This window comes from Bacillus mycoides, from assembly GCF_001757995.1.
GTDB lineage: Bacteria > Bacillota > Bacilli > Bacillales > Bacillaceae_G > Bacillus_A > Bacillus_A mycoides_B.
Window position 1 is genome coordinate 195,844 of record NZ_LXLV01000009.1, and the last position, 24,348, is coordinate 220,191.

A 24,348-nucleotide genomic window follows, 5' to 3' on the forward strand; every position below is an offset into this window, starting at 1 on the left:
CATAAAATATTTTTTGAATTTATGCACAATTCTACAATTTTTGTGGATAAAGTTGTCCACAAAAAAGGTTCCTTATTTATAAGGAACCTTTTTTGCCAATTCATTGGAAAATATTATGTAATGAAACTGAATAATTAGGGGGGAAACCTTCTAATTATTCAGGTTCACTTTAAATGCTTTTTGAGCGATAGCCCGCTGCACGATCTGCTTTTCGAAATTCTCGTTGATAGAGAACTTCTTGTGTACTAGATAATGTGTTTTTTGCTTTATCACGTTTCTTTTTATCCATTACAAATCACCTCGTGTCCTAAAGTCACTATCTATCGTTTCCAAAGACATGGGGTGATATACATATATGTCAAACTAGCATTGATTAATTATCATTTCTGAATTTTTAGATTACGCTTCTTTTAATTGATGTGCTTCTTGGAATGTTGTATCTCGCATTGTTGCAAGTGTATATTGATCTTTTGGAATTTCATATAAATTATATACTTCTTCATGCGCGTTAATTTCATCATAAACGGCTTTTCTTGTTTCATTTGCTAGATTTACATATTGTAGTTTTTCGGCAGCCTTAATAGACCGGATATTTATTTTACGAATACGCATAAAAATCGTTTCAATATCTAATTCGTAGAAAAGTTCGCTAAAAAATGAATCTTTCGCTAATTTATTATATCCTTTACCATGATAGGGTTTGCCAAGCCAGGTTCCGAGGAATCCGGCTTTTTCTTGCACATCAAATAAAGTAATTGTACCGATAGGGTTACCCCATTCATCTAAAATTGTGCGTGAAATTAATTCTCCACGCTCTTCGGCTTCGATGGTTTGTTTCGTTAAAAATAAATATTCTTCATAAGAATAGGCCTTTTGACGCACAAAAGGGAAGACAGCTGGATCCACCATTAATTCGTATAGAACGTGGCTGTCGTGTAAGTCGCGTTTTTTCAACACACTAACTCCTCCTCACACGAGGGTAGCATGACGAAAAAGCACCCCACCCTCGAAATTTTTATATCAATCTTTAAAAAATTTCGGGGTGGGAATCGAACCCACTAGAACCAGTTTATAACGCTGGTGGCGCACCATTTGCCTTCCCCATTCATCAATTTGAAAATGATAATCACGACACAAATTGATTATGGTTTCATTCAGTTTATAATCGTATAATACTTTATCTAGTCAAAAAAATAAACTAGTTTTTTTTATTTTTTTTGTAAATTATTTTCCCATCAATCATAGTTAGTACAGGCTTGGCTAAATAATGGAAAGGATGATGTGTCCATAACACGAGATCGGCGTCTTTTCCAACCTCAATGCTTCCAATTCTATCCTCTAAACGTAAATTTCGCGCTGGGAATATAGTGATTCCTTCCAATGCAGTTTTCTCGTCTAATCCTTCCCTTACTGCGACAGCAGCACAAACATTTAAATATTGAATGGGTGTATAGGGATGATCTGTTGTTATAGAAACTTCCACTCCATTTTTTGATAATATATGGTAAGTATCCCATGTTTTGTTTTTTAGTTCGATTTTAGAACGGCGTGTAAGAGTGGGGCCAACTGAAACCTTCAAATTGTGTTTCGAAAGCTCTTCAACAATAAAGTGTCCTTCTGTACAATGCTCAATACGTAAATCAAGATTGAATTCTGTTGCAAAGCGTAAAGCAGAACTAATATCGTCAGCACGGTGAGCGTGAATACGTACCGGTATTTCGCGGCGTAGTGCTTTTAGAATAGGAAGCATTCGAAAATCTGCTTCATGCCCGTAGTGCTGTGCTTCATAGAATGATTCGCGAAGTACCCCCATAATCCCCATACGTGTTATGGATTCTTTTGTTCCATTACTATGGATCTTTTTTGGATTTTCTCCAAAGGCAATTTTTAAACCAGCAGGTTCTTGAATAATCATGTGATCAATACAAGTTCCAGCAGTTTTTATTACACAAGTAGTACCGCCGATAATATTTTGACTCCCAGGCATAACGTGAACAGTTGTGATCCCGTTTTGTACAGCGTCTTGAAATGCAATATCAAAAGGATGGATTCCGTCTAAAGAGCGGATATGTGGTGTTGAAACTTCAGATGTTTCATTTGCATCATTGCCAGCCCAACCAGTGCCTTCATCATAGAGACCAAGGTGAGTATGGACATCAATAAATCCAGGTAAGAGATGAAGGGCTCGCGCATCTATAACGGTCATATCTTGAGTAGGCTGAATAGAAGGTTTGACCTCAGCGATTCGTTCTCCTATAACAAGTACATCCCCTTGAAATTTTTGAGATGTAATAGGATATACAATGGCTTGTTTGAGCAATATTTTCATAGGTACCTCATTTCTGTTACTTTACAATGTTAATGGAATTTAAGAAAAAGTAACTGAAAGGTTATTTGTGCAGTAATGCTCTGGATCCTAGAAAATGAAAGTTTTGAAAGGGGACCCCCTTGTAAAACTGTGTTTTAGAAGTACTACATTGTATGCGAAAGTATATTTTGTAATGCATGGTTTACTGTCAGAAATGTGTATTGGTACCCATGTTCAATTGCTTTAATAGGTAATACATGTTGCCCTTCTAGTACAAGTATACTCATCTCACCCAATAAAGCGTGAAGCATAAATGAAGGGACAGGTAACCAATGAGGCGTTCTCATTATAGTTGCAATGGTTTCTCCAAATTCCTTCATTTTTATAGGGAGAGGGGCTGTAATATTAAGAGGACCATCAATTTCTTCTTTGTGTATGATGAAATCCATCATGCGAACGACATCGTCTATATGAATCCATGATAACCATTGGTTTCCAGATCCAATTGTACCTCCGATATAGAATCGATAGGGAAGTAGCATTTTTGGAAGAGCTCCTCCGTCTGCACCTAATACGACTCCGAATCTTGAGTAGATTGTTCTTATTTCAAGAGAACGTGCTTTAGATGCTTCTTGCTCCCATAAAAATACTGTTTCTGCTAAAAAGTCATTTCCGGGAGTTTCTTGTTGCTCGGTAAAAGACTCTGTTTCAGATGTTCCATAGTATCCAATAGCGCTTGCGTTAATAAATGTGTGTGGTTTTGTTGCGAGTGCTTGTAATTGTTTAATGAGTCCTCTTGTTGTTTGAATCCTACTGTTTAAAATTGTTTCTTTTTGTTTCTTTGTCCATCTACTATTAATAGACTCTCCAGCTAGATTAATAACTACATCGATAGAGGAGAGGGGAAAGGTCTGTAAATCCGGTGTCCATTGTACGTATTGAAGGTTAGTGTGTGAAGTTTCAGCAGTTTTTTTTCGAGTAAGAATGTAAACAGTATATCCCTTTTGAATAAAAAAACTAGAAAGGTATTTGCCTATAAAGCCAGAGCCACCAGAAATTGCGATTTTCACAATCATTTCCTCCTCATTATATATATTCTTGAAAAGCAAAAACGTTCCTTGACTATGTTAAAATAATAGAGAGGTGAGAGTATGACTGTCATTACAAAAATAGAAGTGCAAAAACGATCAAAAGAACGATTTAATATTTATATTGATAAAGGTCAAGGTGAAGAGTACGGGTTTAGTGTGAACCAAGCAATTTTAATGAAACATGGGTTACAAAAAGGCTTAGAAATTGATGAAGTAGCGTTAGGGAATATTTTGTACAATGAAGAGGTACAAAAAGCATATTTACAAGCAATTTCCTATTTATCCTATCAAATGAGAACAAAACAAGAAATAGAAGATTTCTTACGAAAAAAAGAAGTGGGACAGGCCATCATCTCTGAAGTCGTTTCGAAATTATTACATGATCGATATATTAATGATAAAGAGTACGCTATTTCATACGTGCGAACGCAAAGTAATGTGAATCAAAAAGGTCCAACTGTTATTAGGAGAGGGCTATTAAGTAAAGGTGTTCAGGATTTAATCATTACAAATAGTTTACAAGAGTATCCAAAGGAAAAGCAAATTGAGAATGCTTTGTTTCTTATAGAAAAGAAAAAAAAATCTTATCAAAAGCATTCATTTTTACAAATGAAACAAAAATTAGAAGAAATGCTTGTTCGTAAAGGGTATTCTAGAGAGGTAATTCAAATTTGTCTTGAAGAATTGAAAGACGAAAAAGATGACGAACAGCAACAAGAAGCGTTACACTATCATGGGAATAAATATTATGAGAAATATAAGAAGTATGATGGCTGGACATTCGAAAATAAGGTGAAGCAAGCGTTATATCGAAAAGGATTCTCTATTGATGAGATCGATATATTTTTACAAATGAAACGTGAAGAGGGATGAGGAAATAAGATGGGTATGCCAAAACGCTACAGTGAAATGACGCCACATGAGCTAAGGGAAGAAATTGGGATTTTGAAGGAGCAAGCAGTAAAGGCTGAGCAACTTGGAATTGTAAATGAATTCGATGTATTAATGAGAAAAATGGCTATGGCTCGTGCTTATATGATAGATATAAATAAATTCCATATTGGTGAGACATATGAATTAGTAGAAGAACCTGGTGTGGTATTTAAAATTACGTATTTCAATGGGGTATTTGCTTGGGGATATAAGCAAAATGATAATGAAGAAATTGGAATACCAATTTCCTTGCTGCAGGAAAAATGAAAACCAGAGAGTGAATATCTCTCTGGTTTTCATCTTTGGTAGGCGTTAAAGGAGATAGGAGATTCTAAAATTGGCGTTTTTTACATTCGTTTGCCAGTATAATGAGAGACTGGGTTTGTTGCGTCTGTCCATTAACTTGCGCTTTCGCATGTTTTGGACGAGTCCACGTATGGTTAAATAATTCAGAACGACGATCTAAATGGTCACGGTAGCTCATCTTTATCACCTCGTGTAGGAAGTTAATTTAGTTTGTTACTGTACTACTCTTCCTGCTGATTTGCAGCACGCATACGTTCTTGTGGGTGCGTGTTAATTGTGCCGTTAGGTCTTTTCGAAGCGAAGCGTGATTTCGCTTTCGGTTGACCTTCGATTTTGCTGTTGTTTTTTGACTCAGACCAAAATTCGGCTTGTCTACCCATTAAGAACGCCCCCTCATTATCAGTTGATACCCCTTTAAGAAGTATCACTTATAGAATGTGCAAAATAGAAGAAACTATCCTTTAGAAATTAAGGGAATAAATAGGTAAAAGGAGAATAGAACATGAATGATATTTATGAAACATTAACGAAAGAATTATTAGATAAGAATGACAACCTTTCTTACGCACAAGCTCGTGCATGGGTTGAATTATTGTGGGAAGACTTCCGAACAACCTATGCTAAATCAGGTCGTTACCAAGGTGAGGAAATGACTGAGCAAGTGGTACGAACATGGATTAATAATCATGGAAGGCGCCTTCATGAAATGCGTACAAATAATCCGAAGTATAGCCATTTAATCAATCAAGAAGATCATTTGAAACATTAAAAAAAGCGACTTAGGTCGCTTTTTTTAATGTGGAAGCAATTCCAGTTTCTTTCGAAGTTTTTCTTCGCTGAAAATCCATCCTGTATATGAACTAATAATATTTAAATTTTGATCGAGCTGAACGATTGCGACGAATGGATAATAATCTTTACTTCGATACCGCAAATCAATAAAACGAACTTCATAATAGTTATCATAATCGAAAATATCCCAGCGATATACAGGCGAGAAAGATAAGAAAGCAGATATATTTTCATCTCGCACAGCGGCTTGCATAATGGCGGTATTCGGGAACGGTACGCGATTAAATTTATCGTATACAAGGATGTTACCGCGGTGCCATCTTGCTACGTAGTAATGTTCAGTTGTAACGACGGCTAAATGATAATGGTAAAATTTGTAAGAAGGAGAAATAATTACTTTCTCTACATTTTTGAAACGTTTGTATACTACACTTTTAATATTTCGATGCATCATAATGCGGCCGATATAGTAAACAAACATTAATATATACGCTGCTAAAGCAGTATAGCCTTTATGTGCTCCGACAAGTATACAGGCGATAGCGAGTATATGAATAAAGAAAATGACAGTATCAAACGTATTAATTATGCCGAGCGCTACCCATTTTTTTGTGAAGGGCCTTAATGCCTGGGTACCATAGGCATTGAAAATATCCACAAAGACATGAAGAAAGACGGCAATAAATGACCAAAGTAGTAGATGCAGATATGGAGCGTCTGAAAAGAAGGCGAAAGAGATGCCACTTATAAGGAGTGACCAAAGAATCACTGCAGGAATTGAATGAGTAATCCCGCGATGATTTCTTATATATTTAGCGTTATTACGCAATTTTAAAACTGTATCGATGTCAGGAATATTGGAACCGGCAATTGTTGCAAGCATCACTGCTTGTGGCCCAATATCACTTTGTGCTATAGCTGGATCTAATGTTGCCAAACTGCCTAGAGTAACGCCCATAACAAGGTGAGTGGCTGTGTCCATAGAAATCCACCTCCGTTTTTTATTAATGTAACTCTTTTTATTCGATACCTCAAGTCCTTTGCCTTCTATTTCCTATGTCATCTTACTTAAATTTTTTCCTAAAATCTTTATAATAGTACGTATATGCAAAAAAATGAGGGGGATCAAGTTTGACACTTGAAATATTAAATGAGTTTAACATAGAACAGTTTCAAAATGATTTAATTGGTTGGTTTGAAAAAGAACAACGTGATTTACCATGGCGAAAAAATAAAGATCCATACCGTGTTTGGGTTTCAGAAATTATGTTACAGCAAACAAGGGTAGAGGCTGTAAAACCATATTACGCAAATTTTATGGGGAAGTTTCCTACGCTTGAAGCGCTAGCAACTGCCGATGATGAAGAAGTATTAAAAGCATGGGAAGGCTTAGGTTATTATTCTAGAGCACGAAATTTACATGCTGCAGTAAAAGAGGTAAAAGAAGTATACGGCGGGACAGTACCGAGCGATGTAAAGAAAATTGAAAAATTAAAAGGAGTGGGACCATATACAAAAGGTGCCATTTTAAGCATTGCATATGGCATACCAGAGCCAGCGGTTGATGGAAATGTTATGCGCGTATTATCTCGTATTTTATCAGTGTGGGATGATATTGCAAAACCGAAGACGAGAAAAGTTTTTGAAGAGATTGTGCGTGAAATTATTTCGATAGAAAATCCATCTTATTTTAACCAAGGTTTGATGGAATTAGGGGCATTAATTTGTATACCGAAAAATCCATCTTGTTTACTTTGTCCTGTACGTGAACATTGCAGAGGGTATGCTGAAGGTGTTCAAAAAGAACTACCAGTGAAGAGTAAAGCGAAAGCACCTACAATGGTACCGCTCGTTGCAGGAGTACTTCAAACTGAAGATGGCCGTTACGTAATTAATAAACGCCCAAGTACGGGATTACTGGCTAATATGTGGGAGTTCCCGAATATTGAACTAGGTGAAGGGATTCGTAATCAAAAACAACAGCTTACGGATTATATGAAGGAGAGTTTTGAACTCTCTGTTTCAATTGATGAATACGCGATGAATGTACAACATACTTTTACACATCGTACTTGGGATATATTTATATTTTACGGAAAAGTAACAGGTAATATTGTCGAAACGGATACATTAAAGTTTGTGTCGAAAGAAGCGTTTGAACAGCTACCTTTCTCGAAATCACATCGTACAATTTACGAAAAGTGTGTTGAGAAAATTACAATGCAATAAAGTGAAACTTTAATCAGTGGGGGTTTTCTTCATCCCCCACTGATTATTAGTTGAACCAATCGGGCTTTTACGGGCAGTTGATCCCTACCTAACTTCTTTGCTTTCGCTGCATTTTGAGGTGGGGGTCTTACTGCCCGTTAATGCGGGATAAATAATAAAAACGTGTTCCAGAACTTTGGAACACGTTTTTTATATTGAAAATAAATTTGTATTTTGAGGTTAAAAATCCACGCGTTTATAATCCGCCCCGTGACTCGATTTCTTTCACAACTTCTTTATAAATCGTTTGTCCCTCTACATTTAGATAAGGCATAATTTGCTGAAATGAATGATGAAAATAAGCTAATTCATCCTCTTTCCATTCATTTTTGGAAATCATAGTTAGCTCAGTCATATCACGTCCAGTATACATATTCCCACCTCCATCATATGTAGTTTGAATGAGTGATAAGAGATATATGCGTGAATTTTTAAAAAGAAAATTAAGAATAACTTCTAAGTAAATTGGTTACATTATTGGTTGTGGAGGTGAGAAAGATGAGTAAAAAACAACAAGGTTATAATAAGGCAACTTCTGGTGCTAGCATTCAAAGTACAAATGCTAGCTATGGTACAGAGTTTGCAACTGAAACGAATGTACAAGCAGTAAAACAAGCAAACGCACAATCAGAGGCACAGAAAGCACAAGCTTCTGGTGCTCAAAGTGCAAATGCTAGTTATGGTACAGAGTTTGCAACTGAAACGAATGTACAAGCAGTAAAACAAGCGAACGCACAATCAGAGGCACAGAAAGCACAAGCTTCTAGTGCTCAAAGTGCAAATGCTAGTTATGGTACAGAGTTTGCAACTGAAACAGATGTGCATTCTGTGCAAAAACAAAATGCAAAATCAGCTGCAAAACAATCAAAATCTTCTAGCTCAAATCAGTAATGAAAGAAAAACACTTCTCTAATTCAAGAGAAGTGTTTTCTTTGTGCGCGGGTCATTGTAATGAAAAGAAAGTGAACGACATAACTTCTAATAAGTCAACAAATGTAGTCAAAGGAGAAAGAAGTTCACGATTAGAAAATATGTAATAGGAATTATAACTGGCGAATGAATCAAAAAGGGGGTAAGTGATGAACGATTTTGATAAGTTGGTAGGAGAGCAGTTGGAAACGATGGATGAGCTTTTAAAGTTACAATCACATTTAGAGAAGTATCAGCAAATTGAAATGAGTGGAAGGGATACGTGCGATAAAAAAGAATTGCATTTTATCCGTCAAGAAATATACAGAACAGAAATAGCATTAAAACTTTTGCATGAAAAATTTGAACAGCAAACGAATAATGTGATTCAATCTTTTGAAACCGAAAAAATAATTTAAAATTAAGGGTGAGATATGTTGTTGATTTTAGGGGGAAGTCCTTTCTTAAACAGAGATGAGGGGGACTTTTCTTTTTGTTATATCTTCGTTTAATCTTCTAAAATACGTATTGCTAATTCATAGGAAATTTTCCTTTATTAAAAGGGTTGGTGATGTGGTATTCAATAATACAAACTTCATTATATTCCTCATGAAAACAAGTGTCCTATCGCTTTAGTTTTAAAATTTTGACAAAAAAGTTATAATAGAAAAAAAGTGAATGCAGTTCAAGGGGTAGTTAAGGCAACTTAAGAATGGCATTTGCAGTTGAAAGAAGGGAGCATATATGGGATTTCCCAAAGAAGGAGAAAAGGTACAAATACATAGTTATAAACATAATGGCTCCATTCATAGAATGTGGGAAGAGACAACGATTTTAAAAGGGACGCAGAGTCTTGTGATCGGAGCGAATGATCGTACAGTAGTTACGGAATCAGATGGCCGAACATGGATTACTCGCGAACCTGCGATTTGTTACTTCCATGCCAATTATTGGTTTAATGTGATTGGAATGCTGAGGGAAGAAGGAGTATATTATTATTGTAATTTAAGTTCTCCTTTTGCATATGACTCTGAAGCATTAAAGTATATTGATTACGACTTAGACATTAAAGTGTATCCAGATATGACATATACACTTTTAGATGAAGATGAGTATGAGAAGCATAGTCAAATCATGCAGTATCCACCTGTTATTGATACTATTTTAAAACGAAATGTAGCACATTTAACACAGTGGATTCATCAAAGAAAAGGACCATTTGCACCGGATTTCGTAGATATGTGGTACGAAAGATATTTAATGTACAGAAATTAAAACAAACCTGCAGGGGATTTCCCGGCAGGTTTGTCCTATTAGAGGGGGGATTATGTGCAAGGTATAAAAAGATATTTACAATTTGTTAAACCATATCGATGGCTTATTGCTATGACAATTATTATTGGTCTTGTGAAGTTTGGTATCCCGCTTATTATGCCATGGTTATTAAAGTATATTATTGATGATGTTATTCAAGGCGCGGGATCGCTTCAAGAAAAAACGTCTCAATTAATAACCGCAATTGGGATTGCTTTTTTTATTTTTGCAGTAGTAAGACCACCGATAGAATATTATCGTCAATATTTCGCGCAGCGCATTGCCAATACAATACTATACGATTTACGAAAATACATTTTTGGGCACTTGCAAAAATTGAGCTTACGTTATTATTCGAACACAAAAACAGGGGAGCTTATTTCACGTGTAATCCATGATGTAGAACAAACGAAGGACTTTGTAATTACTGGTCTTATGAATGTTTGGTTAGATACTGCAACAATTGTTATTGCTATTATCGTTATGTTTTCTATGAATATAAAATTAACCTTTGTTGCTTTATTAATTTTACCTATTTATGTAGTTGCAGTGAAATATTTTTTCGGGCGCCTTCGAAAACTGACGAAAGAGCGCTCACAAGCGTTAGCAACTATGCAAGGGTATTTACATGAACGTATTCAAGGGATGCAAGTGACACGTAGTTTTGCATTAGAAGAGTATGAAAGAGGACAGTTTGAAAAGAGAAATAATGAATTTTTAACGAAAGCACTAACTCATACGAGTTGGACGGCGAGAACATTTTCGGTAGTGAATACGTTAACGGATTTAGGGCCATTACTTGTTATTGGCTTTGCGGCGTATGAGGTAATTCAAGGGTCGTTAACACTGGGTACTATGGTTGCTTTTGTTGGATATATGGATAGTTTATATAGTCCGCTTCGTCGCCTTGTTAATTCATCTACAACATTAACACAGTCTTTCGCCTCGATGGATCGAGTGTTTGAATTGTTGGATGAAAAATACGATATTGTTAATGTGCCAAATGCGGTGCAAACAAAAAAGTTAAATGGTGAAATTGTATTTGATAATGTTTCGTTTCGTTATAATGCGGATGAAAAAGAAATATTGCATAATCTGTCATTAACTATGCGCCGGGGAGAGAAGGTTGCGCTTGTAGGGGCAAGTGGAGGAGGAAAGTCATCTCTTGCTAGTTTAATTCCGCGTTTTTATGATGTTTCTGAAGGTGCAGTTTATATAGATGGGATAGATGTAAGAAAGTATGATATGAGAAATTTGCGTAGTAATATTGGAATTGTACTGCAAGATAATTTATTATTTAGCGATACAATCGGTGCTAATATTTTATATGGCAATCCGAAAGCTACAGAGGCGGAAGTGATTTCAGCTGCCAAAGCTGCACAAATTCATGATTTTATTACAGAGTTGCCAGACGGCTATGATACTGTCGTTGGAGAACGTGGTGTGAAATTATCTGGTGGACAAAGACAGCGTGTAGCAATCGCGCGGGTTTTTCTAAAGGATCCGTCTTTACTTATATTAGATGAAGCAACGTCCGCTTTAGATTTAGAAAATGAACGATATATTCAAGATGCACTGCAAACGTTAGCTGCAGATCGGACAACAATTATCATTGCACACCGATTAGCGACGATCACGCATGTTGATACAATTATTTATGTTGAAGATGGTGAAATAAAAGAAAAGGGTTCTCATGAAGAGTTAATGAAGAAAAGGGGATTTTATTACAATCTATATCAACTTCAGCATATAGCAGAAACAGCTCCTTTAGCGTAAAAGGAGCTGTTTTTTATTCGTCTTCTTTTTTATCTTCGATTTGGAGTTCGCTTTCTGGTTTATGGTATGTGTAGAAGCTATCCACAAGTAAATCTAAATGCTCTACTTCCTCACTGTAGTTAATAATTGAAGAAATAAGAGGGAAGAGGTGTAACCATATTTTATATGCTTCCTCATCGTCCTTATTTTGATAATCCATAAAGATATCAATCAATTCTTGTTTACCTGTTTCAACTTCATCAAGCATTTCAACGGATTGTTGTTTCTTTGCTTTACCAATAAATTTTAATAACACTTGTTCATGATAATGCGTTAATGAATCAAGTTCGTTTTGAATAGATTCCTGAAACTCTTCTGGCATATAGCGCAGTTCATTTTCAGTACGATGTAATGACTTTAACGTGCTTAAAGCGCGGCTTGTTGTCGCTAACATTTGTCTGAATAAAACGAGCTTACGAATTTTCGCGAATTGTATTTTCTTCGTGTAACTTCTTTCTTCTTTATAAAGCAAATAGTAATGATTTAGTTTAATCATTTTTTCTTTCATGCGGTCAATATCGGTTTTTAGCGTTGTAAAATCAGAAGCTTGCCTACTGTTCATACGAATCCATTTAACAATTTCCTCTGTATTATCAACGATGCGATGGTAAAGTTTCGTTTCATATTTTGGCGGCATAAATACTAAATTTACAAGCGAAGCCGCAATAATTCCAATCATAATCGTCGCGAATCGAAGTAAGGCAAAATTAAAGAAATCTTCGCCTTGATACTCCATAATGGCGATAACTGTTACTAAAGCGATTGATATTGTGTTTTCCAAGCGTAATTGTAAAGTAAGAGCAATTACTAATATACACGTTAATCCAATAATAAAAGGATTATGTCCAAAAGCAGCAGCAAATACGATAGCGAATACAGCACCAATTACGTTTGCTTGAATTTGCTCAAGAGCCGTTAAATATGAGCGGTATACAGACGGTTGAACAGCAAAGATAGCTGAGATTCCCGCAAATACTGGGCTCGGTAATTGAAGTAAAATACAAGCAAATAAAGCTAATGTAATGGCAATACCCGTTTTTAAAATGCGAGCACCAAGTTTCATACCCTTATTGATATCCTTTCTCTTGTCATAATGAATGTACAACATGATACTATACATTCATTACAATATGTTAGCAAGTGATATTTTAGTGACGTTAAAAAAGTTTAATAAATAAATTACAATCCATTTATAATTTCTCCAAATTCTCTTTAAACATCTATTCTTTAATAAAAAAACCTGCTGAATTTCAGCAGGTTTCAAATTGTTATTCTAGATTACTATGCGATGCTCGCTTCGTCAATTTTTTTATCCCGCATTAACGGGCAGTAAAACTTTCACCTCAAAATTCAGGTGGAGCAAAGAAGTTAGGAGGGAGATCAACTGCCCGTAAACGCCCGATTGGTTCAACTAATAATCAGTGGGGGATGAACAAACCCCCACTGATTAAAGTTTCACTTTATGAAAATAAATATTGTACATATCATTCAGTTGAAATAGATGGATCCGCCTGTTCTTTTTTCGGGATAATTTCATAGAAGTGAAGCTGGATATCATCTAATAATGGTGTTAACAAAGCGACTTCTTCATATTGTTCGTGCTCATTTAATACACGAATGTAGTCTAATAATAATTCATTCACATCTTGCAAACCATTTTTACTAATTGGCTGCAATGTTACATTTGCACCTTTAGCAATTCTTCTTTTTAAAGCGTGTTCTGTTAAACCTAAGTTTGGCTCATGACGTAAATAAACAACACCACCAGTCATGCCGGCACAAATCCATGGTCCAGGATCGCCTAAAACAAGAGCGCGACCATTTGTCATATATTCAAAAGCAAATCCTTTTATATTAGAATATACTCCGATATTTCCTTGTTCTTTTTCGCGGAGTGGTTTTGTAATTCTGCCTCCAATTATCATATCTGCTCCAGAAAGGCGAATGCCAGCACGAGCATCAGCGTTACCTTGCACGTATAATGCACCTTTTTGAGCACCGTATCCAAATCCTTTTCCGACAGAACCGTTATAATATGTTCCATCTTTTCCTTTTGCTTTCGTTATATAAATGCCACCGCCAAATGAGGTTTTTCCAATTCCGTCTTGTGCGCCGCCATTTACGTGTATAAATAAGTTCTCGCTATTGTACGCGCCTAATCCGTTTCCGGGAACAGATCCGTTTGTATACTTTAATGTAAGTGGTTCAAGATGAGTGTTTTCATATAATTTGCTACGAATACGATAACAGGACTCTAGACCGCCCATTACGCGTTGCTCTACGCCGACGCTTACTAATTCTTTTGACTGGAGAGAATTTGTTGTTTTAAATTGTTTTTCTTGTACAGATGCCGTTATTTTCACGGATGAATCTTCTATCGTTTGTATTAAATTACGTAAGTCTAATAAGTCCTTGCCTCGAGTTTGTTCTAATAAGTCTGATCGCCCGACAATATCTTGTAAGTTTGTGTAACCTAGCTGTCCTGTTAAACGTTTTAGTTCTGTACTGAAAGTAGTGAATAGGTTTAATAGCCCGGTAACTGCGCTTTCTAATTCACGTGGAACGAAACGGCGTAGTCCATGTTCTTTTGCTTGAGCTTCAGATTCAATTTGTGTTGCAATTCCGACGTGGCACGTATCGAGATGACAACCACGGCAAGTTGTACAGCCAATTGCAATCATTGATAATGTGCCAAATCCGATCCGGTTTGCTCCGAGGAGCATGATTTTTAAGGCGTCATTTACACTTCGAATACCGCCATCTGCCCAAATCTCTACTTTATGTCTCATATTTGCTTCTAGTAACGCATTGTGAGCAGCTTTAACACCAATCTCTACAGGAAGACCTACATGTTGCAATGCGTGAATACGCGCAGCGCCTGTTCCACCATCAAATCCACTAATGTTAATAAAGTCAGCGCCAGCTTTTGCGATACCAACAGCAATTGTTCCGATGTTAGGAACGACAGGAACTTTTACAGCTACTTTTGCAAGATGATTAGCCGTTTTAATTTCTGTAATCATTTGAGCCAAGTCTTCAATTGAATAAATATCATGGTTGTTAGAAGGTGAAATTAAATCCGAACCAATTGTAGCATTACGTGCTTCCGCAATTTTGGCAGTCACTTTTGAACCAGGCAAATGTCCACCTTCACCAGGCTTTGCTCCTTGACCGATTTTAATTTCAATTAAATTTGATGAATTTAGTAGTTCAGCGTTTACTCCAAACCGGCCAGATGCAACTTGTTGTCCGCGTGTATGTGGGTACTTACCAATCATATCTTTAATTTCGCCGCCTTCACCGTTCAAACTAATCATATTTAGCTGATCGGCAGCTTCTGCATACGCGCGAAAGGCAATTTCATTTTGAGAACCAAATGACATAGAACTAATAATAAAGGGTAAATCATGATTGTGAATGCCGATGGACACTTCTTCAGTCGGAACTACATGCTGTGCTTGTTTTGTTTGAACAAGGTGCCGAATTGCGATGGGAGTGTTTTCTTCTAATTCACTTAACTTGTCGCGGTAATCATCATAAGAGTTTCCTTTTGCAACATCACCAATTGCTTTCCAAATCCGTGGGAATATATGAAATGATTTTCTCATTCTAACTTTTGGATTGTTATAATCATCAGCTCGAATTTTTGCATCTTCAGCAAGTGATTCAAGTGAAAAAGTTAAATTATTTGAACCGCAGAAGTTTGTAATTTGTAATATATTTGCGATTTCCTCATGTAATCCGATAGAGGAGAAGAGGCGACCGTAACCGCGTAATTCATGAATTCCAATTGTTGAAATTACTTTCTCTAGTCCTTTATTAAGTGCAGTATACAAATTAGCAATTGGTGCTTTTGTTTCATCATTTACCGTTGCGAACAATAAATATGGATTAATACCATCTGCCCCTAATCCATATAGCGTGACGATATCGTGTAAGGAGCGAAGGGCACCGGAACGTATAACGAGAGAGCATTTCCGGCGTAATTTATTTTCAGTTAATGCTTGATGTACTTTAGCAGTAACTAAATGTGGATCAATCCATAATAGTCCATTTTGATGAGATTTAGCGTCATCTAATAATAGTAGGGAAGCCCCATTTTTGACGGCTGCTATCGCTTCGGAACTAATTCGATTTAATGCGATTTGTAGAGTTTCTGATGGACTAAATGTAACAGAAATTGTAGAGACAGAGCTATGAGTAATGAATAGCTGTATAAGTTGTTCGTACGTAATCGTGTGTAAGTCTGCCGCGATAGATTGAGCTAAATTCCCTTCTAAAATAATGGGTGAAAGCATCTCGATTATAAATGGTTGTTTAGAGTTATCTAATAAACCCGGACGCTCTCCGAGTACAGTACGTGTGGAGAAGTGTTCGACTTCTCGATCACGATCGATTGCTGGATTTGTAACAACGGCCACACTTTCCTTAATGAAATCAGCAATATTTCGTCTATCTGTATCAAGTGCGGCAAGTGGTGAGTCATGCCCAAGTGACCGAATTGGTTCGACGCCTTTTGTTGCCATCTGTTCAAGGAGCTGAATATGTTCTCGATCCCAGCCGAAAGCAACGTATTGCTTCGTTTCAACTTGAACAGAATCACATAATCCCTCAGTTTCTTTCGTTTCAGGGATAGATAAGTTTAAATGATAATTGCTAACATCGATTCGTTTCTTAAAACGGTTATATACTTCAATTTGATAATTGTCGTATTCATAGAGAACGAGCTCATCTTGTTCATTCCATTTTAATCCAACTTTTTCTCCAGGAGCGAGTGGTTTCGGCTCTGCTACATATTCAGTTGGTGATACAACTCCAGGTTCAGAAGAGAAAATATAGGAGCTCTCTGTCTCTACTTTCCAAACTGGGCGTAATCCAAGGGAATCGACACTGAAAACAGCTTCATCTTTATAACGTGAAATAATACCAGCTGGACCTTGTGCGAAATGCCCCCAAGCCTCACGTATATAAGTGTATAAGTTTTGTAAGTTTGTTTCGTAAAGTTTTATTTCATTAATAATTGGTGGAAATAATATATCCATTGCTTCAAATAAACTGTAGTTATACTGAACGAGAAGGGTTTCTAAGGTGCGGTTTAAATCTTGGGAATCACTACCCCCGGCAGTAAGTGGTACATTAATCATTTCAGCTTGATCGCGTAATTTTGCAATCGTGTTAATTTCGCCATTATGTCCGAGAATGCTAAATGGTTGTACACGAAAAAAATTAGATAACGTATTAGTAGAATAGCGATTATGTCCCAGTGTCATAGTTGAAGCGATAAGTGGGTGTTGTAAATCATTGTAATAAGCAACGAGTGTATCGCCAGCACCGAGAACTTTATATACAACATGGTCATGACTTAATGAGGCAACATGAATTGCTTCATTTTCTTCTATTTTTATCGTTACAGAAAATAATGTTTGTTCAATATTTTTAACTTCACTTTCAGCGATAAGGGCAATTTGCCAAAATAAAGGTTCTTCCTGTTTACCAAGAGGACCGAGTGCATCTGAGTTTATTACATCATCATTCTCGAGAACAATTGTAAATTTTTCATTGTTTAGTTGTGTACGAATGTAAGCTTTTAACTCAACAATGTTTTCTTTTTTGTTTAGAAAAAAATGTCCAACGATAAAGTGGGGATGATCCACAATCGTTGGATTATATCCGCTACTTTTCAGTTTTTCATTCCAAAGTGCTTTTGGTATGTCGATATGAATTCCGATACCATCTCCTTCGCCATTAATGAAACCAGCTCTATGATTCATTTTGACTAGTGATTGTATACAAAGATCGATGTTTTCTTTTGTAGGAATTCTTCGTTTTTCCATAACGGAAACGATTCCACACGCATCATGTTCTGCATTTTTATAATTCCGAAATAAAGACGGTGTCCATTTGTTTTTTTTATTGAGCATCCGTCAATCCCCCCTCTGGAAAATGAATTTTGAATAATCTTACTATTTAAGGCATGAACTGCCTTGTATACAGGGATAGTAAGGATATAAAAGAATATAAAACAGATAATTATGAATAATTATACTATTAATGAGGGATTTATGAAATAGAAAAAAGGAAAAAAGAAAGATGGGCTTTCTTTTTTCCTTTTGAATGAAGAGATTATTTATTGTTCGCTAGGGTAGAAAATGCTCTGCCAACAGCTTCAATTGTATATTCAATATCTTCTTTTGTATGTTCTGTCGTTAAGAACCATGCTTCATATTTAGAAGGTGCTAAATTAATACCTTCTTGTAGCATCAGCTTGAAGAATCTACCGAACATTTCACCATCTGTATTTTTGGCTGCATCGTAATCTTCAATTGTATTTGTCGTGAAGTATACAGTTAATGCACCCTTTAGACGGTTTACTGTAATATCGATGTTATGTTTTGTAGCTTGATCTAAAATTCCTTTTTCAAGCATTGCGCCAAGTGCATCTAATTTCTCGTATACGCCTTCTTGTTGAAGTACTTCTAAGCAGGCAATACCTGATGCCATAGAAGCAGGGTTCCCCGCCATTGTACCAGCTTGGTATGCAGGGCCGAGCGGTGCAACTTGTTCCATAATTTCTTTCTTACCACCGTAAGCACCAATTGGAAGTCCACCACCGATAACTTTACCAAGTGCTGTTAAATCTGGGGTTACGCCAAGTAAGTCTTGAGCGCCGCCATACATAAAGCGGAAAGCAGTAATAACTTCATCGTAAATTACTAGTGCACCAGCTTCGTGAACAAGTTCATTAACTTTTTCAAGGAAGCCAGGTTTCGGCTCAACAATACCGAAGTTTCCAACGATTGGCTCTACAAGGATAGCTGCTACTTCATGTCCCCATTTATCTAACGCTTCTTTTAAAGTTTCTACATTATTAAATGGAACAGTAATAACTTCTTGAGCGATACTTTGTGGCACACCAGCTGAATCAGGAATTCCAAGAGTAGAAGGACCAGAGCCAGCTGCTACAAGTACTAAATCGGAATGACCGTGGTAACAACCAGCGAATTTCATAATTTTTGTGCGGCCAGTGTAAGCACGAGCAACACGAATGGTTGTCATAACGGATTCTGTCCCAGAGTTTACGAAGCGAACTTTATCTAGAGCGGGCATTGCTTCTTTTAACATTTTTGCGAATTTTACTTCTAATGCTGTTGGAGTACCGTATAGTACGCCGTTTTCAGCCGCTGTTTTAATTGCTTCTGTTACGTGTGGGTGAGCATGTCCAGTAATAATAGGGCCATACGCTGCTAAATAGTCGATATATTTATTTCCATCTACATCCCAGAAATAAGCACCTTTTCCGCGTTCCATTGCAACAGGAGAACCGCCTCCAACTGCTTTAAAAGAGCGGGAAGGACTATTAACACCACCAACGATATGTTCTAAAGCTTCTTTATGTAACGCTTCTGATTTTGTGAAATTCACTACAATTCATCTCCTTACAAAAATCTATGTATTATTCTAACATGTTTTTTGAAAAGACGTATTGTTTGTGATAGAAGGAGCAGTTGGGTAAACTATTCGTTGTGACATTTAGGAAGGGGGTCCGATTATGAAATCGGTAATTGAGGTACAAGGGTTACGTAAAGAGTTTACAGCCTATTCAAGTCGTCCGGGCTTAAAGGGTGCATTTCGCGATTTATTAAATCGTAATTATAAAATAGTACCAGCAGTAAATGATGTTTCTTTTACTGTAAAGCAAGGTGAAATGGTTGGTTATATTGGTGAGAATGGTGCTGGTAAATCAACGACGATTAAAATGCTTACAGGGATTTTGACTCCGACATCAGGACAAATTACAGTGAATGGAATGAATCCACACAAACAGAGAGAAGAATTTGTAAGAACAATCGGTGTTGTGTTTGGTCAGCGTTCACAGCTTTGGTGGGATATTGCTGTACAAGAATCATTTCGTTTATTGAAGAAAGTGTACGGTGTATCAGACGCTCAGTATAAGGAACATATGGAACATGTTATTGAAACGTTAGATATCGGTCCTTTATTAGATAAACCGGTACGAAAATTATCTCTTGGTCAAAGAATGCGTTGTGAATTAGCAGCGGCGTTAATTCATAATCCGCCGTTATTATTTTTAGATGAGCCAACAATTGGACTAGATGTTCTTGTGAAATTGAAAATACGAGAATTCTTAAAAGAGATGAATGAACGTTATAAAACAACAATTTTATTAACGACGCATGATATTACTGATATTGAAGCTTTATGTGAACGCGTCATCATGCTTGATGAAGGAAATATTATGTATGACGGATCTTTAGATAATCTTCGTACGCAGTGGGGAGTAGAGAAGGAAATACATTTTCAGTTTGTTGCCCCAGTTTCATACCAGGAGTTATCAATGGTTATGCCAGATAGTCATGTTGCTTGGTCAAAGGCGAAAGAAGAAAACGCATGGGTTGCAAAAATACCGAATGAAGAAGTTATCATTTCTATGTTGATTTCTAAAGTAGTACAAGCCTTTCAAATTAAAGATTTGAAAATTAACGAAGTGTCTACAGAGGAAATTATTCGTAACATTTATGAAGAAGGTATTATGCATGGGTAAGTATATTGAAATGATTCGGATTCGTTTTTTAATGATGCTTGCGTATCGTACAAATTATTACAGCGGGATTTTAATTTATACGATTAACATTGGTGCGTATTATTTTTTATGGCAAGCAATTTATAGCGGGAAAGAGAATATTGAAAGTTTATCTATTTCACAAATGACTACGTATATTGCGATCGCATGGATGGCACGCGCTTTTTATTTCAATAATATAGATAGAGAAATTGCGATGGAAATTCAAGAAGGACGTGTGGCGGTAGAGCTAATTCGTCCATATAATTATTTAGGTATGAAAGTTATGCAAGGGCTTGGAGAAGGGATATTTCGTTTTGCTTTCTTTTCGATTCCAGGCATGGTTATTGTTACGTTATTATTTTCATTACAAATTACAACGAATTTTCAAACGTGGTTATATTTCTTCCTATCTTTAATATTTAGTTTTATCATTAATACACAAATAAATTTAATGACAGGAATGCTTACATTCTTCTTATTTAATAATAGTGGAATTATGTATGCGAAACGTGTTGTCATCGATTTATTTTCTGGTTTATTATTACCGATTAGTTTTTATCCGTTATGGGCCCAAAAAGCAATGGTGTTTTTACCGTTTCAAGCAATTAGTTATATTCCGAGTATGATTTTCTCTGAAGGTATACAAGGAAGTAAGTTATATGAAGCTTTATTATTTCAAGTGATTTGGGAAATTATACTTATTATTCCAATTGTACTGATGTGGAAAACGGCGAGAAAACGTCTAATCGTACAAGGGGGATGACAAGATGATATATATAAAATTATTTTTGCAATATGCAAGTCAATATATAAAAACAAAATTGGAGTATCGTGGCGATTTTATCGTCGGGTTACTTTCAGATTTATCACTACAAGCTGTTAATTTAATCTTCATTCTCGTTGTGTTTGGGCATACCCAAGCACTAAAAGGGTGGAGCCGAGAAGAAGTAATCTTTATTTATGGTTTCTTTTTAGTACCGTTTGCCATTTTTTCAGCTTTCTTTAATATATGGGACTTTAATGATCGTTACATTATTAAAGGAGAAATGGACCGTATATTAACGAGACCGATTCATAGTTTATTTCAAATTATATTAGAAAGAATGGAACTTGAATCTTTAATTGGAGCTATTACGGGGATTATTGTGATGGGTTATGCAGCGATGGAGCTGCAATTATCTTTTTACTGGTATGATTTCTTCTTATTCCTACTTATGGTAGGGGGAGGAGCACTTGTGTATGGCGGGATATTTGTTACGCTTGCAAGTCTTGGCTTTTGGTCGGATGCGAAAAGTTCCATTATGCCGCTTATGTATAACATAGGGAATTATGGACGCTACCCTGTTGATATTTATAACCGTGTTATTCGCTTTGTTTTAACGTTCGTTTTACCGTTTGCATTTGTTGGGGTATATCCAGCAGCATACTTTTTAAGAAAAACAGAGTGGAATAGCTATGCTTTCGCAACGCCAATTGTTGGTGTTATCTGTTTTACTATTGCAATTACCCTCTGGAATCAAGGGGTTAAACGATATCGTGGTGCAGGGAATTAATTATAGAAGCTTGCTCGTTTCTAAGGGATAAATCAGCTACAGTCCTCATACATATAAAATGAGGTGGAGGACATGTTATGGGGATTTATTCTATTAATTGCAGCAATCGCTATTTTGAGAAGTGTCCAATTATTATGGAGTTCATATTCAAATTCCAATCGTTTCTTTTCGCTGTACAATTTAGCTACGTTGTTTTTAATTTATACAACGGTACTGATTGCGTTTGGATTAAGTTATGTTGTGCTAGAGGAAATGGGTTTTGCAGTTTTGAAAGAAGATGGGGATAGGCTAAGTGCTCATTCCTTTCAACTCGTTGAAATATGTTTATATTTTAGCGCGGTTACTTTATTGTCCGTTGGATATGGTGATATAGCTCCGATTGGAATCGGAAGATGGATTGCAATTGGAGAAGCGCTAATTGGATATACATTACCGTTTGCCTTTGTGGTAAGGGCGGTAACGGACAATGAAAAATAAGTTAGCATTTGTTATAGTAATAGAAAAGAAAAGGAGTGATAACAATGATCACAGTAGGAGAAATAGCACCGGAATTCACATTAGAGGGAAGTACCGGAGAACAAATTCGCTTAGCTGACTTCCGAGGTAAAAATGTAGTTTTATATTTTTACCCGAAAGATATGACTCCAGGGTGTACAACTGAAGCATGTGATTTTCGTGATGCATATGGATTATTCCAAGAGAAGGACACAGTCATCCTTGGTGTAAGTCCTGATTCGGTGAACAGACATATGAAATTCATCGAGAAGCATGAGCTTCCATTTGTACTTTTAGTAGATGAAGATCATAAAGTAGCAGAATTGTACGATGTTTGGAAGTTGAAAAAGAACTTTGGAAAAGAGTACATGGGAATCGAGCGTTCTACATTCCTTATCAATAAAGATGGCGAACTTGTAAAAGAATGGCGTAAAGTGAAAGTGAAAGAACATATTGAGGACGTTCTTTCTTATATAAAATAAATCTATATTAATGTGGAGAAAAAATACATATGTAAGGCATGCGTCTATACATATTTTCTTGCGATACATAAAGTGAAAGTGTAGGGCATACCTCCTCAGATGATAGTATTCCAAGTGCGATTATGTCGCACTTTTTTCTATGTAAATGTATAGGAAATGGGGGAAGGTACATAAGAATAAGGATATGTATCTAAATAAACCACATAGTTATAGTAGAAATATTGACGATTTATAAGAAAAGGAGTACACTCTTTATAAGAATTATAAAATAATAATCCGTATAGAATCGGGGTGCATGACGGTGGTCAAAGAAGAATTAAAAGAAGCGCTAGAAATGCTGAAAAATACGGGTGTACGCATTACTCCACAGCGTCATGCTATTTTAGAGTACCTTGTGGAATCTATGACGCACCCAACAGCGGATGACATTTATAAAGCATTAGAAGGTAAGTTTCCAAATATGAGTGTTGCAACTGTCTATAATAACTTACGTGTGTTTAAAGAAGTTGGACTTGTAAAGGAATTAACTTATGGAGATGCTTCAAGTAGATTTGATTATGTTACAAGTCAACATTATCATGTGATTTGCGAAAAATGTGGTAAGATTGTTGATTTTCCTTATGGAGGTTTGGAAAAACTTGAAGAGGAAGCTGCAAAAACGACAGGCTTCGTTATTAATAGTCATCGCTTAGAAATTTATGGCGTTTGTCTAGAGTGTCATAAGGCGTAATATATAATAAAGAAAGAGGCTGACGGCTATACGTCGACCTCTTTCTTTATTATATATACCTATTTAGGATTTATAGCTCTTCTTATTATATTTCTCATCAAATTCTTTTCCTTCTAGATTTCGATCAAGTGTTAAAGGTTGATTGCAATGCATACATGCGTCGACACGACCGAGCATTTTTGTTGGTTTATCGCAGCTTGGACAAATAATTTGTATCGTTTTTGTAGATAACATACCAATCCAAAAGTAAACAACAGTGCTAGCGATGACAGCTAAAAAACCAACCATCATAAAGGTTGTCATAATAATGATGTTTTCGCGAAAAAAGACACCTAAGTATGCAATGAAGAGGCCGATAAATACTAAGCTCAATGCAAAGGTTCGGATTTTATTAATTTTGTTCGAATATTTAATGCTCATTCTCACCACACTCCTATAATAATAATATAACATAAAATTTAGAATTTTCACTCGTTTGTAAATTTAGTAAAATGATAAGGAGTGTATCTATGTGTAAAGAATGAATGGGGAGAGATGGTTTTTTAAGCTTTTAACGGGATGTGAATTTTTTTTATAAAAAGTATTGACCCTACATATACTGCATGATATATTAATAAACGTCGCTGATGCGGAAACGCAGTAAACGACAAAAAAGAAATTGAAAAACTTAGTTGACATCGAAAAACGAAGATGTTAACATAAGGAAGTCGCAAGTGAGCGACCAAGTAGTTCTTTGAAAACTGAACGAAACAAACAACGTGAACGTCA

At 36.2% G+C, this 24,348-nt stretch carries 26 protein-coding genes; 14 read left to right on the plus strand and 12 right to left on the minus strand.

Annotation, left to right across the window (positions count from 1 at the left end):
- Window positions 1-169 precede the first annotated feature (169 nt).
- The 4 genes from BWGOE10_RS02360 to BWGOE10_RS02375 all read right to left on the minus strand — a co-directional run bounded on the left by BWGOE10_RS02360 (window position 170) and on the right by BWGOE10_RS02375 (window position 3,378).
- On the minus strand, window positions 170-289 hold the full coding sequence (locus BWGOE10_RS02360; protein WP_000358484.1) for a YfhE family protein: 120 nt from the start codon (window positions 287-289) through the stop codon (window positions 170-172).
- 110 nt (window positions 290-399) lie between these two features.
- Window positions 400-957 (minus strand): GNAT family N-acetyltransferase, encoded by a 558-nt coding sequence (locus tag BWGOE10_RS02365; RefSeq protein ID WP_002091129.1) that lies wholly within the window; start codon window positions 955-957, stop codon window positions 400-402.
- 241 nt (window positions 958-1,198) lie between these two features.
- A complete protein-coding gene (locus BWGOE10_RS02370) occupies window positions 1,199-2,329 on the minus strand; it encodes an amidohydrolase (protein ID WP_070140777.1) in 1,131 nt (376 codons plus the stop codon).
- Between the two features lie 143 nt (window positions 2,330-2,472).
- Window positions 2,473-3,378, minus strand: a complete 906-nt coding sequence (locus BWGOE10_RS02375) for a TIGR01777 family oxidoreductase (RefSeq protein WP_070140778.1) — start codon at window positions 3,376-3,378, stop codon at window positions 2,473-2,475.
- An 81-nt stretch (window positions 3,379-3,459) separates the two neighbouring features.
- Here BWGOE10_RS02375 and recX point away from each other — a divergent pair, with 81 nt between their 5' ends.
- Window positions 3,460-4,272, plus strand: coding sequence for a recombination regulator RecX (recX, locus tag BWGOE10_RS02380; protein WP_070140779.1), 813 nt, complete (start codon window positions 3,460-3,462; stop codon window positions 4,270-4,272).
- Window positions 4,273-4,281: 9 nt separating this feature from the next.
- On the plus strand, window positions 4,282-4,599 hold the full coding sequence (locus BWGOE10_RS02385) for a YfhH family protein (RefSeq protein ID WP_002151721.1): 318 nt from the start codon (window positions 4,282-4,284) through the stop codon (window positions 4,597-4,599).
- 64 nt (window positions 4,600-4,663) lie between these two features.
- Here the strand turns inward: BWGOE10_RS02385 and BWGOE10_RS02390 are convergent, their stop codons facing one another.
- Both BWGOE10_RS02390 and BWGOE10_RS02395 read right to left on the minus strand, forming a co-directional pair.
- On the minus strand, window positions 4,664-4,816 hold the full coding sequence (locus BWGOE10_RS02390) for a YpzG family protein (protein WP_002010325.1): 153 nt from the start codon (window positions 4,814-4,816) through the stop codon (window positions 4,664-4,666).
- A 43-nt stretch (window positions 4,817-4,859) separates the two neighbouring features.
- Window positions 4,860-5,018, minus strand: a complete 159-nt coding sequence (locus BWGOE10_RS02395; RefSeq protein ID WP_002113845.1) for a small, acid-soluble spore protein K — start codon at window positions 5,016-5,018, stop codon at window positions 4,860-4,862.
- Between the two features lie 122 nt (window positions 5,019-5,140).
- On the opposite strand from BWGOE10_RS02395, the gene BWGOE10_RS02400 reads away from it, so the two are divergent.
- Window positions 5,141-5,407, plus strand: a complete 267-nt coding sequence (locus BWGOE10_RS02400; protein WP_070140780.1) for a YfhJ family protein — start codon at window positions 5,141-5,143, stop codon at window positions 5,405-5,407.
- 24 nt (window positions 5,408-5,431) lie between these two features.
- Here BWGOE10_RS02400 and BWGOE10_RS02405 read toward each other — a convergent pair whose 3' ends face one another.
- The gene (locus tag BWGOE10_RS02405) at window positions 5,432-6,412 is read right to left on the minus strand and encodes a metal-dependent hydrolase (protein ID WP_070140781.1); all 981 of its coding nucleotides are present in this window, start codon (window positions 6,410-6,412) and stop codon (window positions 5,432-5,434) included.
- A 149-nt stretch (window positions 6,413-6,561) separates the two neighbouring features.
- On the opposite strand from BWGOE10_RS02405, the gene mutY reads away from it, so the two are divergent.
- Window positions 6,562-7,659 (plus strand): A/G-specific adenine glycosylase, encoded by a 1,098-nt coding sequence (mutY, locus tag BWGOE10_RS02410; RefSeq protein WP_070140782.1) that lies wholly within the window; start codon window positions 6,562-6,564, stop codon window positions 7,657-7,659.
- 235 nt (window positions 7,660-7,894) lie between these two features.
- Here mutY and BWGOE10_RS32700 read toward each other — a convergent pair whose 3' ends face one another.
- The gene (locus BWGOE10_RS32700) at window positions 7,895-8,071 is read right to left on the minus strand and encodes a hypothetical protein (protein ID WP_002091123.1); all 177 of its coding nucleotides are present in this window, start codon (window positions 8,069-8,071) and stop codon (window positions 7,895-7,897) included.
- A 110-nt stretch (window positions 8,072-8,181) separates the two neighbouring features.
- On the opposite strand from BWGOE10_RS32700, the gene BWGOE10_RS02415 reads away from it, so the two are divergent.
- The 4 genes from BWGOE10_RS02415 to BWGOE10_RS02430 all read left to right on the plus strand — a co-directional run bounded on the left by BWGOE10_RS02415 (window position 8,182) and on the right by BWGOE10_RS02430 (window position 11,697).
- Window positions 8,182-8,589, plus strand: coding sequence for a gamma-type small acid-soluble spore protein (locus BWGOE10_RS02415; protein ID WP_081338063.1), 408 nt, complete (start codon window positions 8,182-8,184; stop codon window positions 8,587-8,589).
- A gap of 188 nt (window positions 8,590-8,777) precedes the next feature.
- Complete coding sequence (locus BWGOE10_RS02420) at window positions 8,778-9,026, plus strand: YgaB family protein (RefSeq protein WP_002091121.1); 249 nt, start codon at window positions 8,778-8,780, stop codon at window positions 9,024-9,026.
- Window positions 9,027-9,351: 325 nt separating this feature from the next.
- Window positions 9,352-9,882 (plus strand): DUF402 domain-containing protein, encoded by a 531-nt coding sequence (locus BWGOE10_RS02425; protein WP_000506627.1) that lies wholly within the window; start codon window positions 9,352-9,354, stop codon window positions 9,880-9,882.
- Between the two features lie 54 nt (window positions 9,883-9,936).
- Window positions 9,937-11,697: an ABC transporter ATP-binding protein gene (locus BWGOE10_RS02430; RefSeq protein WP_070140783.1), complete on the plus strand. Its 1,761-nt coding sequence runs from the start codon at window positions 9,937-9,939 to the stop codon at window positions 11,695-11,697.
- Between the two features lie 13 nt (window positions 11,698-11,710).
- On the opposite strand, the gene BWGOE10_RS02435 is transcribed toward BWGOE10_RS02430, so the two are convergent.
- The 3 genes from BWGOE10_RS02435 to hemL form a co-directional block, all read right to left on the minus strand.
- On the minus strand, window positions 11,711-12,799 hold the full coding sequence (locus tag BWGOE10_RS02435) for an aromatic acid exporter family protein (RefSeq protein ID WP_070140784.1): 1,089 nt from the start codon (window positions 12,797-12,799) through the stop codon (window positions 11,711-11,713).
- Between the two features lie 421 nt (window positions 12,800-13,220).
- Complete coding sequence (locus tag BWGOE10_RS02440; protein ID WP_070140785.1) at window positions 13,221-17,657, minus strand: glutamate synthase-related protein; 4,437 nt, start codon at window positions 17,655-17,657, stop codon at window positions 13,221-13,223.
- A gap of 202 nt (window positions 17,658-17,859) precedes the next feature.
- Window positions 17,860-19,158, minus strand: a complete 1,299-nt coding sequence (gene hemL / locus BWGOE10_RS02445; protein WP_002010346.1) for a glutamate-1-semialdehyde-2,1-aminomutase — start codon at window positions 19,156-19,158, stop codon at window positions 17,860-17,862.
- A gap of 127 nt (window positions 19,159-19,285) precedes the next feature.
- Between hemL and BWGOE10_RS02450 the strand changes: the two genes are divergently transcribed.
- From BWGOE10_RS02450 to perR, 6 genes are all read left to right on the plus strand, one after another.
- Window positions 19,286-20,299 (plus strand): ATP-binding cassette domain-containing protein, encoded by a 1,014-nt coding sequence (locus BWGOE10_RS02450; RefSeq protein ID WP_000843652.1) that lies wholly within the window; start codon window positions 19,286-19,288, stop codon window positions 20,297-20,299.
- Complete coding sequence (locus BWGOE10_RS02455; protein WP_070140786.1) at window positions 20,292-21,083, plus strand: ABC transporter permease; 792 nt, start codon at window positions 20,292-20,294, stop codon at window positions 21,081-21,083. Before BWGOE10_RS02450 ends, BWGOE10_RS02455 begins: the two co-directional genes overlap by 8 nt.
- 4 nt (window positions 21,084-21,087) lie before the next feature.
- Window positions 21,088-21,873 (plus strand): ABC transporter permease, encoded by a 786-nt coding sequence (locus tag BWGOE10_RS02460; RefSeq protein ID WP_070140787.1) that lies wholly within the window; start codon window positions 21,088-21,090, stop codon window positions 21,871-21,873.
- A 72-nt stretch (window positions 21,874-21,945) separates the two neighbouring features.
- Entirely contained in the window at window positions 21,946-22,350 is a 405-nt protein-coding gene (locus BWGOE10_RS02465) for a potassium channel family protein (protein ID WP_070140788.1), read from the plus strand.
- Between the two features lie 44 nt (window positions 22,351-22,394).
- Window positions 22,395-22,850, plus strand: coding sequence for a thioredoxin-dependent thiol peroxidase (gene bcp, locus BWGOE10_RS02470; protein ID WP_070140789.1), 456 nt, complete (start codon window positions 22,395-22,397; stop codon window positions 22,848-22,850).
- A 301-nt stretch (window positions 22,851-23,151) separates the two neighbouring features.
- Window positions 23,152-23,580 carry a peroxide-responsive transcriptional repressor PerR gene (perR, locus tag BWGOE10_RS02475; RefSeq protein ID WP_171903085.1) on the plus strand — a complete coding sequence of 143 codons (429 nt, stop codon included), beginning with the start codon at window positions 23,152-23,154 and terminating at the stop codon, window positions 23,578-23,580.
- A gap of 63 nt (window positions 23,581-23,643) precedes the next feature.
- On the opposite strand, the gene BWGOE10_RS02480 is transcribed toward perR, so the two are convergent.
- Entirely contained in the window at window positions 23,644-24,000 is a 357-nt protein-coding gene (locus BWGOE10_RS02480) for a YgzB family protein (RefSeq protein WP_044444349.1), read from the minus strand.
- Between the last annotated feature and the right edge of the window lie 348 nt (window positions 24,001-24,348).

Excerpts from the sequence above, each read along its gene's own strand:
- BWGOE10_RS02480 (WP_044444349.1), bottom strand. The coding sequence starts at position 24,000 with ATGAGCATTAAATATTCGAACAAAATTAATAAAATCCGAACCTTTGCA.
- BWGOE10_RS02465 (WP_070140788.1), top strand. The coding sequence starts at position 21,946 with ATGTTATGGGGATTTATTCTATTAATTGCAGCAATCGCTATTTTGAGA.
- BWGOE10_RS02460 (WP_070140787.1), top strand. The coding sequence starts at position 21,088 with ATGATATATATAAAATTATTTTTGCAATATGCAAGTCAATATATAAAA.
- BWGOE10_RS02425 (WP_000506627.1), top strand. The coding sequence starts at position 9,352 with ATGGGATTTCCCAAAGAAGGAGAAAAGGTACAAATACATAGTTATAAA.
- BWGOE10_RS02440 (WP_070140785.1), bottom strand. The coding sequence starts at position 17,657 with ATGCTCAATAAAAAAAACAAATGGACACCGTCTTTATTTCGGAATTAT.
- BWGOE10_RS02435 (WP_070140784.1), bottom strand. The coding sequence starts at position 12,799 with ATGAAACTTGGTGCTCGCATTTTAAAAACGGGTATTGCCATTACATTA.
- BWGOE10_RS02420 (WP_002091121.1), top strand. The coding sequence starts at position 8,778 with ATGAACGATTTTGATAAGTTGGTAGGAGAGCAGTTGGAAACGATGGAT.
- BWGOE10_RS02455 (WP_070140786.1), top strand. The coding sequence starts at position 20,292 with ATGGGTAAGTATATTGAAATGATTCGGATTCGTTTTTTAATGATGCTT.
- BWGOE10_RS02450 (WP_000843652.1), top strand. The coding sequence starts at position 19,286 with ATGAAATCGGTAATTGAGGTACAAGGGTTACGTAAAGAGTTTACAGCC.
- recX (WP_070140779.1), top strand. The coding sequence starts at position 3,460 with ATGACTGTCATTACAAAAATAGAAGTGCAAAAACGATCAAAAGAACGA.
- BWGOE10_RS02405 (WP_070140781.1), bottom strand. The coding sequence starts at position 6,412 with ATGGACACAGCCACTCACCTTGTTATGGGCGTTACTCTAGGCAGTTTG.
- BWGOE10_RS02400 (WP_070140780.1), top strand. The coding sequence starts at position 5,141 with ATGAATGATATTTATGAAACATTAACGAAAGAATTATTAGATAAGAAT.
- BWGOE10_RS02370 (WP_070140777.1), bottom strand. The coding sequence starts at position 2,329 with ATGAAAATATTGCTCAAACAAGCCATTGTATATCCTATTACATCTCAA.
- BWGOE10_RS02360 (WP_000358484.1), bottom strand. The coding sequence starts at position 289 with ATGGATAAAAAGAAACGTGATAAAGCAAAAAACACATTATCTAGTACA.
- BWGOE10_RS02395 (WP_002113845.1), bottom strand. The coding sequence starts at position 5,018 with ATGGGTAGACAAGCCGAATTTTGGTCTGAGTCAAAAAACAACAGCAAA.
- BWGOE10_RS32700 (WP_002091123.1), bottom strand. The coding sequence starts at position 8,071 with ATGTATACTGGACGTGATATGACTGAGCTAACTATGATTTCCAAAAAT.
- BWGOE10_RS02385 (WP_002151721.1), top strand. The coding sequence starts at position 4,282 with ATGGGTATGCCAAAACGCTACAGTGAAATGACGCCACATGAGCTAAGG.
- bcp (WP_070140789.1), top strand. The coding sequence starts at position 22,395 with ATGATCACAGTAGGAGAAATAGCACCGGAATTCACATTAGAGGGAAGT.
- BWGOE10_RS02390 (WP_002010325.1), bottom strand. The coding sequence starts at position 4,816 with ATGAGCTACCGTGACCATTTAGATCGTCGTTCTGAATTATTTAACCAT.